At 68.5% G+C, this 5,216-nt stretch carries 4 protein-coding genes; 1 reads left to right on the forward strand and 3 read right to left on the reverse strand.

The annotated features are described in order from the left end of the window. Positions 1–35 precede the first annotated feature (35 nt). Entirely contained in the window at positions 36–2,432 is a 2,397-nt protein-coding gene (locus tag U9980_RS01760; RefSeq protein ID WP_322766396.1) for a DUF3488 and transglutaminase-like domain-containing protein, read from the forward strand. Positions 2,433–2,465: 33 nt separating this feature from the next. Here the strand turns inward: U9980_RS01760 and U9980_RS01765 are convergent, their stop codons facing one another. The 3 genes from U9980_RS01765 to U9980_RS01775 form a co-directional block, all read right to left on the reverse strand. Continuing rightward, positions 2,466–2,870: a DUF3040 domain-containing protein gene (locus U9980_RS01765; protein WP_322749563.1), complete on the reverse strand. Its 405-nt coding sequence runs from the start codon at positions 2,868–2,870 to the stop codon at positions 2,466–2,468. A gap of 123 nt (positions 2,871–2,993) precedes the next feature. Further along, positions 2,994–4,253 (reverse strand): DNA polymerase IV, encoded by a 1,260-nt coding sequence (gene dinB, locus U9980_RS01770; RefSeq protein WP_322766397.1) that lies wholly within the window; start codon positions 4,251–4,253, stop codon positions 2,994–2,996. A gap of 25 nt (positions 4,254–4,278) precedes the next feature. Continuing rightward, positions 4,279–5,216, reverse strand: a 938-nt coding sequence (locus tag U9980_RS01775; protein WP_322766398.1) for a methyltransferase domain-containing protein, incomplete at its 5' end; no start/stop codon positions are given.

Here is a 5,216-nt window from a genome sequence, read left to right on the forward strand (position 1 = left end):
GCGCTGTCCACGAACACACAGGCCGGAGTGGCCCGGTGACTTCCCAGCCCCGACTCTCCCCTGCCATCGGTGGCGCCCTGGCGTCGCTGCTCTGCGCATCCGCGCTCACGCCGTTGTTCGAAGGCTTCTGGTGGTGGTTCGGTCCCGTGATCGTGGCCACCGCGGTAGCTGTGGCCACGGCCGCGTTGGCGCGGGCGCTCCGGCTGGCCATCCCGGTGGCGCTCGTGCTCGGGCTGCTGGGGCTCGTGATATTGGTTACGGCGCTGTATGCGCGCGATACCGCCGTCGCCGGTCTGGTCCCGACGGGACGGACGGTGGATGCGCTGCGCACCCTGGTCACGGCCGGTCGCGACGACGTGGCCAGGCTTGCCGCACCAGTGCCGCAACGACCGGGCCTGGTGATACTCACCGTTACCGGCGTCTACGTCGTCGCGACGATCGTCGATCTCCTGGTGGTGACGATCCGACGCCCGACACTCGCGGGACTTCCGCTGCTGGCGTTGTTCATGCTGCCCGCCGCCGTGCTGCCACGCGGTGTCGGAGTAGCGCCGTTCCTGCTCGGCACGGCAGGATTTCTGCTGCTGCTCGCGATGGACAGGCGGCAGACGCTCGAACGCTGGGGAAAGTCGATCACCCGATCGGAGCGGCCGTCACTACCGAACAGCGCAGCCAGCCTTGCCGCCGGCATCGCCCTGTGCGCGGTGGTGTGCACCCTGGCGGTCCCGGCCCTGTTGCCGTCCTTCAACGGGGTGGGACCATTGGCCCGCCAGCAGGGTGTTCCCCGCTACACGGTCGGCCCGGGTTCGGCGATCGTGGTGCCGCCATTCGTCTCGATGTCGCAGCAACTGCATGCCAGCGAGCCCACGAGCCTGCTGTCGGTGCGCACGGCCACTCCCCGGTACCTGCGGCTGACCGCGCTGGAACAGTTCGACGGGCAGCGGTTCACTCTCCGCTCACTGCACGCGACCAGCGATGCGAGAATCAACGACGGCCTTCCCACGGTGGCCCGCAACACCCGCGCCACAACGGTGTCAGCAACAATCAACGTGTCGACGGTCCTGACGGAACGCTACCTTCCCCTGCCTGGGACCCCGACCAGGATCGACGGTCTTGCTCCGGACCACGACTGGCGACTGTCCGCCGACACCGGCACGGTCTTCAGTACCCGGGCCACTACCGCCGGCGCACACTTCCAGGTGGAAGCGTCCATCCCCGACCCGCTTCCAAGCCAGCTTGCGGCCTCACCGCGGACGGTCCCGGCAGATCTGAAGATTGACACGGAGATTCCGCCCAGTACCGACCCGCGGGTCGGGAAACTCGCCCGTGACATAACAGCGACCCGCACGAACAGCTACCAGCAGGCCGTCGCGATCCAGAACTACCTGCACGACACCAACTTCATCTATGACCTCAACGGCGCTCCCACGACCCAGGACGGGGCTCTGACCGAGTTCCTGTTCACGAGCAGACGTGGCTACTGCGAGCAGTTCGCCTCCGCGATGACCGTGCTGCTGCGAGCTCTCGGCATCCCGGCCCGGGTTGTGATCGGCTTCGTCCCGGGGACCCGACAGTCCGACGGCAGCTATCTGATCACCAACAAGGATGCGCACGCCTGGCCGGAAGCGTGGTTCGCCTCGATCGGGTGGGTTTCCTTCGAGCCCACTCCTCGTGCGGACGGTACCATCACCCCGGCGTACGCCTTGTCCCCCGACGCGACCGGGCCCGGTGCGAACTCCTCGGCCGCACCGTCGCGCAACGCCGCCACGCCGACTCCGGCGACGGGGCCGCATCCTGGTGCCAGCCGGGATGGCGCACCCATCGCGGAGCCAAAAGCTTCCGAAAAAACACATTCCATAAGCATTTCACTATCTACGATCATCCGGTGGGGTGCGCGGGCTCTGCTCGGGACCGGCATCGTCGTGGTGCTGCTGCTTCCGGCCATGGTGCGGATCGCGCGCCGCCGCCGCCGTGTCGCCGTCGCAATGACAGGCGGTCACCCCGATCGCGACGGGTCAACGGCCGTGGATGTCCGGGTGCACGCGGTCTGGGCCGAACTCACGGACCTCACGGCCGATCTTGGATTGCCGCTGCGTTCGAACGAGTCGCCGCGGGCCGTCGCAATGCGCCTGGCCGACCACATCGCCGCCAGCGCCGAGGTCGCGGCACCCGACGCCGAGACGGCACGGGCTGCGTTGTTCCAGATCGCCGAGGCGGAGGAGCTGGCCTGCTACGGACCGCCCACGCTGGCCCGGTCCGGCACGTCCGACGCAGGGATCGGACGTAACCTGCAGCTGGTCGGGCAGCTGCTGCGGACGGCGGCCCCGCGCAGCGACCGAGCGCGTGCGCTGGTCGCCCCACGCTCGGTGGTCGGTGGGCTGGGTGGATTCGGCCGATTCGCCCGACGGAGACGACCCAGCCGTCAGTCAACCTGACCATCACCGACCGCCACCGACCGTCACCGACCGTCACTGGCCGTCCCTGTCCTCCCATCGACGGCGCCAGCGTTCCTCAAGGCGCGCAGTGATCGAAGCACGGGGCTGGCGCCGTGAAACCGACGGATGACGACCGCCCGACTCGCCACCGCGACCACCGATCCGGCGAAGATCGGCAGCGCCCCGCGACGCCGCGAACAACATCAGACCGAAGCCGAGCACACCGAAGACCACGATCAGAGGCGTCCGGTTGAGTACGACTCCGACGACCAGGACGACCAATCCGAGCACGAACACGAGAACGCTGTGACGAACCCTGCGTAGCAGGTAGGTACGGGGGTTCGTCGAGCGGACCGTGCTCGCGAACTTCGGATCGTCCTCGACGAGCGCGCGCTCAATCTGATCCAGCAGGCGCTGCTCGTTTTCCGAGAGCGGCATCGACGCTCCTCCCACGACCGGCAGGTCCGGCAGACGGAACCTGACACCCAAGAATAGGCACGAGCGGGCGGGCGCGGTAGGCAACCAACCATGCCGAGACAGACCGATCGGTTCGTCCTGCCCTCAGTCCTCCCCCTGCCCATCCCGGGTGACACCGGGAAGCCCATCCCGGGTGACACCGGGAGATGTCATCAGCGACGCCGGCCGGATCGTGTCCGCACCGAAGCGGCTACGAGCACGGTCAGCGGCATGCTCGGCATCCCGTCGCCCGAAGCGGCGCTCACCCAACACGAGCTGGTGAGTCAGGTCTCCGGCCGCGACGAGATTCTCAACCCGCACGCCGACCAGACGTACCGCGACCGGTCGAGCGGCAATGGCCTCAGCGCGAAGCCCGTCGAACAGCTCACATGCAGTGCGATAGATCGCCTGTGCGACATCGGTCGCTTCAGGCAGCGTCCGCGCCCGAGTAACGGTGCTGAAGTCAGCATAGCGGACCTTGAGCGAGATAGTGCGGGCTCCGTAGCTGCGGCCCCGCAGCCGGGCGCCGATCCGCTCAGACAGGCGCAACAGCTCCCGGACGATGCCGGCTCGATCCGCGGTGTCGACCGGGAAGGTCACTTCGGCCCCGATGCTGCGATCGACCGCGGGTGGACTGACCACCCGGTCGTCACGGCCGTGGGCGAGCGCGGACAGCTGCGCTCCCACAGCCCGGCCGAGCACAGCCCGCAGGGTGGCGAGCGGAGTGTCGGCGATGTCACCGATGGTACGCAGACCCAGACGCCGCAGGGTTGCCTCGGTACGTTCCCCGACTCCCCACAGCGCGGTGGTGGGCAGTGGATGCAGGAAAGCAAGCACGCCATGATCGGGAACCACCAGCAACCCATCCGGCTTGCACCGCGCGGACGCAATCTTGGCGATGAACATCGACGGCGCCACCCCGACCGAACAGGTCAGCCCTTGCTCGGAGGCAACCCTGGTCCGGATGGCCGCCGCCACGCGAGCCGGCGGTCCAAAATGCCGCCGAGCGCCCGTGACGTCGAGAAACGCCTCGTCAAGGGACAGCGGCTGGACCATCGGCGTGACGTCATGAAAGATCTCCATGACCGCTGTCGACGCCGCACGGTAGGCGTCGTGGTTGGCGGGCACCACCACCGCCGCCGGGCACAGTCGACGCGCCTGGGCCATGGGCATGGCGCTTCGCACGCCGTAGCGACGGGCCTCATAGGTTGCGGACAGCACCACCCCCCGCACGCCGCCACCGACGATCACGGGACAGCCCAGCAGGCGTGGTGCGGCCCGCACCTCGACCGAGGCGAAGAATGCGTCCATGTCGACGTGCAGGACACAGCTGCCCTCATCGTCAGGCAGCCCGTAAGTGCTCACCGTGACCGCATTCAGCTGCCTGCTGTCAGCCGGCGTTGCGGTGAGCGAGGACGTGCAATTGAGTGGCAAGATCGCGAAACGGCCGACGGGACGACGCGGCGATCTCCAGGCGCAGCAACCGCTCGGCGGCGGACGGGTCGCCGTCCACCAACGCTCCGGGTACCAGGTCTGCGAACACCCGTACACCGTGGATCGCGATCACATCGGCACCGGCATCGCGCACCATGCCGGCGAGAGCACGCGCATCGAAACGGTGCGCGGAGTCGGATGTTCCGCACCGCCCGCCGGGATCGGCAAGCGCGTACTGCGCCTCCGCGAACCTGCCCGCGAGCGCACGGGCGAGCACGACCGCGTCCCGGTTGGCCGCGACGATGCTGAGCAGCCCGCCCGGACGCAGGACCAACGCTGCGGCCGCAAGGGCACGGGCGGGTTCATCCACGACTTCCAGCACGGTGTGACACAGCAGTACGTCGCAGGATGCTGCACCGACGATCCCCGGGAGAGTACAAAGATCACCCTGACGTGCCGCCACCAGATGCGTGACCCCGCGTTCAGCTGCCCGCCGGTCGAGGGACGCGAGTGAGTCAGGGCTCGGATCAACCACTGTCACCCGGTGGCCCTGCTCGGCCAGTGGTACCGCGAACCCACCGCTCCCGCCGCCGGCGTCCACGATCGTGAGCGAGGTGTTCCCGGGCGGAGTGATGACAGCCAGCGCATCCCGCAGACCCTGCCAGACCACGGCTTGGCGAAGATCTTCCCAGCTGACTGGACGACTTCCGACAACCATGCCGTACCTCCGGTTGGGCGATGCCCGTTCGGGACTTCCCGACGTCTCATGCGGCAGGGTAGCCGCGGGCCGCCATCCTCCCGTCGTCACCTGCCGGCGAACCTCACGCAACGCCCCCGTCGTCGGCAGCCACGAGCGACCGGCACGAGGGACGCGGCGAGTCACCGGAAATCCCG

Origin of the sequence: Protofrankia sp. Cr1 (genome assembly GCF_963555865.1) — a bacterium.
Lineage (GTDB): Bacteria > Actinomycetota > Actinomycetes > Frankiales > Frankiaceae > Protofrankia.